6 protein-coding genes are annotated in these 4,066 nt (G+C 71.3%); 2 read left to right on the plus strand and 4 right to left on the minus strand.

Annotation, left to right across the window (positions count from 1 at the left end; genetic code table 11):
• Positions 1-112 precede the first annotated feature (112 nt).
• Genes E6G06_22030 through E6G06_22040 form a run of 3 tightly spaced genes read right to left on the minus strand, consistent with a single transcriptional unit; the run spans position 113 to position 964 of the window.
• Positions 113-397: a twin-arginine translocase TatA/TatE family subunit gene (locus E6G06_22030; protein ID TML85410.1), complete on the minus strand. Its 285-nt coding sequence runs from the start codon at positions 395-397 to the stop codon at positions 113-115.
• Between the two features lie 11 nt (positions 398-408).
• Positions 409-621, minus strand: a complete 213-nt coding sequence (locus E6G06_22035) for a hypothetical protein (protein TML85411.1) — start codon at positions 619-621, stop codon at positions 409-411.
• Positions 622-631: 10 nt separating this feature from the next.
• On the minus strand, positions 632-964 hold the full coding sequence (locus tag E6G06_22040; GenBank protein ID TML85412.1) for a hypothetical protein: 333 nt from the start codon (positions 962-964) through the stop codon (positions 632-634).
• 149 nt (positions 965-1,113) lie between these two features.
• Here E6G06_22040 and E6G06_22045 point away from each other — a divergent pair, with 149 nt between their 5' ends.
• Together E6G06_22045 and E6G06_22050 are read left to right on the plus strand one after the other, a co-directional pair.
• Complete coding sequence (locus tag E6G06_22045) at positions 1,114-3,051, plus strand: PAS domain-containing protein (GenBank protein ID TML85413.1); 1,938 nt, start codon at positions 1,114-1,116, stop codon at positions 3,049-3,051.
• 106 nt (positions 3,052-3,157) lie between these two features.
• Complete coding sequence (locus tag E6G06_22050) at positions 3,158-3,796, plus strand: glycerophosphodiester phosphodiesterase (protein ID TML85415.1); 639 nt, start codon at positions 3,158-3,160, stop codon at positions 3,794-3,796.
• 27 nt (positions 3,797-3,823) lie between these two features.
• Here the strand turns inward: E6G06_22050 and lepB are convergent.
• The coding region (gene lepB / locus E6G06_22055; GenBank protein ID TML85414.1) for a signal peptidase I at positions 3,824-4,066 on the minus strand (243 nt) is incomplete at its 5' end.

Below are 4,066 nucleotides of genomic sequence, written 5' to 3' on the forward strand. Positions count from 1 at the left end.
TCCGTGAGGTGCTCCACCAGCGACATCTGCCCCCGGTTGGGCGTGTCGTCGTCGGACGCGTCGCTGACGTCCGCGTCGTCGGGGATGATGGCCATGGTCGAGGGCCCTTAGCTCAGGCCGGGGGCAGTTGCTCCGGGCTCTGCAGATCGACCGGCTCGGGCATGTCGACGGAGCCGGGCGGTGACACGGGCGTCGCCGCGGGTGGCGTGGGCTCGGGCTCGACATCGGCGTTGAGCGTGCTGCGCACCTCGTCCTGGACGGCGCTCGACCACCGCCGCACCTCCGCCAGCGCCTTCCCGACCTGACGCCCGGCTTCGGGCAGCCGTGCCGGACCGAGGACGATCAGCGCCACGAGGAGCACCACCAGGATCTCGGCCGGACCGAGTGAGGTCGGCATGGGAGCCGAGTCTACCGGCGGTGCAGGTCCTCCACTGTCGCGCGCACGTGCTGCAGCTCGTGGCGCGCGGCCCGCAGCGAATCACGCACCGTCGGAACCTCGACCAGGTCGGCCCGGAGCGCTTCGGCCCGGCGGGCGACGCCTGCCGCCATGAACGCGACCACGGCGGACCCGACGGCGACGACCCCGGCCGGGAGCAGCCAGGCCGAATCCACGAACGACATGTGCACGAGGTTAGCCGTGGACCATGCCCGACAGCCTGGAGAACCAGCCGTCGTCCTCGAGCAGCTCGTGGAAGTCGAGCAGGTCGTCGTGGGAGATCACTTCGCCGGCCGCGTGGGGCTCGAACATCTCGGCGGGGAGGTGCCAGACCGACATCCGCACGCCCGAGGAGACGAGCAGATCGACGATCCGGGGCTCCGCCGGCTTGGAGACCGCGTGGGCGCATTCGGGGCAGATGAACGAGTAGGTGCCGCTGTTGTCCTCCGCGCACACCCTCACGGTGACGTCCTTCACGGTCAGCTCCACGTCCCCGCAGGTCGGGCAGCTCGCCCGGATGGTGGTCACGACGACTCCTCCCTTTCCCTCGACCTGACCGATTTCGGCCGATCGGGAACACCACTTGAGGGGAGTGGGCCGTACGACCTAGGCCTGAGCGAGGGTCCCCGACCACACCGCCGTTCAGGTGCGGCCGCCTGCACTCCGATGACATCACCGTGGCCATCGAGCAGTCCGAGCCGCTCCAGCGCATCCTGCGGGGCCTCACGGCGGGTACCGACCCGGGCCGCCTGCTCCATCAGGCGCTGTCGGCCGCGGTCCAGGCCGCGCGGGGCAACCTCGGGCTGCTGCTCGGGCTGGTCGACGGGGTGGGCACCCCGCTCGCCTCGACCGGCACAGTCCCCCCGCTGCTCACCGAGGTGGCCGACGCCGCCATCGCCTCGGGCCGTCTGGCCCGCCGCTCCTCACGCGACGGTCGTCGCACGGCCGTGGCCGAGTGCCTGCGGGTCGGCAACCGGATCGTGGGCGCCCTCGCCGTCGCCGGCAGCCCCTCGACCCTCGAGCCCGGGCCCCTCCCGCTCTTCGCAGACTGTGCGTCGCTCGCCCTGGCCCACCGCCCCGCCCCGGTCCCGACGTCGGCGACCGAGTTCCTCGAGGCGCTCGTGCGCGTGGGGAGCGACCTCGACCGCTCGAGCGTGGTGACCCGGATGCTCGAGGCGGCCGAGGCGCTCTTCGGGGCGCGAGCGGGGTTCTGCGCGGTGACCGACGGTGCGGCCGTGCGCATCTCCCATATCCGCGGCCTCGACCGCGAGACGGTGAGCATCGCTTCCCGGCACCCGGAGTTCCGCGCCCTGATCACCTCGCCCGGGTTGCGGGTCGACCCGCCGACCCACCCGGTGGTCGCGCTCCTGTCCGATGGCATCGAGACCGCGGTCGGCCTGCCGCTCCAGGCCGACGGCCGACCCCTCGGCCACCTCGTGCTGCTCCTCGGGGAGGCGCCTCAGGCCGCCCTGCGCGTCACGCTCGACGCGTTCGCGCGCTACGCCTCGCTCGCCCTCCGGTCGGCCGACGTCTACCGGCGCGTCGGTGACAAGGAGGAGCAGCTCGCGGCGGTCGTGCACGGCATGCCGAACCCGGTCATCGTCGTCGACCACGACGCTCGTTTCGTGATGATCAACGGCGCGGCCGCGGAGCTCTTCGAGCTCGCCGGTGCCTTCGAGGTGGGCCATCCCGTCACCGGGCGTCTGGGCAACCGCGCGCTCGAGGCCATGCTGCGACCGGACTCCGACTTCTCGCAGCAGCTCGAGCTGGCGCTCGGGCGCGGCGAGCCGCGCGTGTATCACGCCGCGGTCCGTCAGGTCGCGTCGTTGGGCGGCCGCCCGCTGGGCCGGGTGCTCGTGCTCGACGACGTGACGACCGAGGCCGAGACCCACCAGATGAAGTCCGACTTCGTCGCGGTCATCGGTCACGAGCTCCGCACGCCGACGACCGTCATCAAGGGCTACCTGCACACGCTGATCAATCGGGGCGACGCGCTAGACGCGAACACTCGGCAGCTCGCGCTCGGGTCGATCGACAGCAACGTCGATCGTTTGATACGTCTCATCGAGGACCTGCTGTTCGTGTCGTCGGTCGACTCCAACCGGGCCACGTTGCACGTCGAGGAGGTCGACCTGGGCGAGCTGGTCGACACCTACAAGGGCGAGCGCGTGAGCGTCCGGCGTCCGCGTCGCGAGCTGCAGCTCACGGCCGATCCGGCCAAGGTCGACCAGGTGCTCCACCACCTCGTGGAGAACGCGCTCAAGTACTCGAAGGGTGACGTGCGCATCGAGGTCGCGAATCGGGGCGACGAGGTGCACGTCGCGGTGGTCGACCGCGGCCCGGGCATCTACTCGGGCGACGTGGCGCGCCTGTTCGACCGCTTTTGGCAGCTGGACGGCTCGTCGACCCGGTCGCACGGTGGGACCGGCCTGGGTCTGTACATCTGCCGTCGTCTCGTCGAGGCCCACGGCGGACGCATCTGGTGTGAGAGCAGGCTCGGCGTGGGCAGCTCGTTCACGTTCGTGCTGCCCCGCTACCCGCCCGAGGTGGGTGACGTCGATCGGACCGCGCGGCCGGCGCGGGACTCGGCGGTCGGGAGCTCGAGCGGTCGATAGCGCGCGCCGTCGGTAGAGTCGATCGGCGGTGAGCCTGCCTTCCCTGCTCGACCCACCCATACTCTTCGCACACCGGGGCGGGCGGGCCCACGCGAACGAGAACACCATGGCCGCGTTCGAGCTGGGGCTGCGGCTCGGCGCCACCGGGCTGGAGAGCGACGCGTGGCTGACCGCGGACGGTGTCGTCGTCCTCGACCACCACGGGCGCGTGCGGTTCGGGATGCGACGGCGGGCCATCGCCCGTTGCGCCCGAGCCGAGCTGCCCGACCACATCCCTACCCTCGCCGACCTCTACGCCACGTGCGGGTCGGCTTTCCACCTCTCCCTCGACGTCAAGGACAAGGCCGCGTTCGACGCCATCGTCGCGGTGGCGCGGGACGCGGCGAGCGACGGGTTGAGCCGGCTGTGGCTCTGTCATCCGAATCTCGACACCCTCGTCTCGTGGAGGGATCGCTGCGCCGACGTCCGCCTCGTCAACAGCACGCGTCTGCAGCACCTCCCGCGGGGGCCCGAGCGCCGTGCCGCGGAGCTCGCGGCGGCGGGCATCGATGCCGTCAACCTCCACCACTCCGACTGGACCGGCGGCCTCACCACCCTGTTCCATCGCTTCGAGCGCGTGGCCTTCGGATGGGACGCGCAGCACGAACGGGTGCTGCGAGAGCTGCTCCGGATGGGGATCGACGGTGTCTACAGCGACTGGGTCGACCGCATGGTCGACGTGCTGCAGACCCGCGGACAGCCCTGATCGCGAGGGGGCCGGCGCGCGAGCGCGCTAGAGGAACTTGATGGCCGAGAGCGGCCACACGCGGAGAAAGGCGCGCCCGACCACGAGGTTCTTCGAGATCGGGCCGAAGACAGTGCTGTCCTTCGAGCTGGGCCGGTTGTCACCCATGACGAAGATGCTGTTGCCGGGCACGACCTGGCGGGCCAGCGGCTTGATCTGGATGCCCGCCGGAAGATACGGCTCGTTCAGCCGGCGTCCGTCGACGAAGACGTGGCCGTCGTGCGCCTCGAT

The sequence above is a fragment of the Actinomycetota bacterium genome (assembly GCA_005888325.1).
Lineage (GTDB): Bacteria > Actinomycetota > Acidimicrobiia > Acidimicrobiales > AC-14 > AC-14.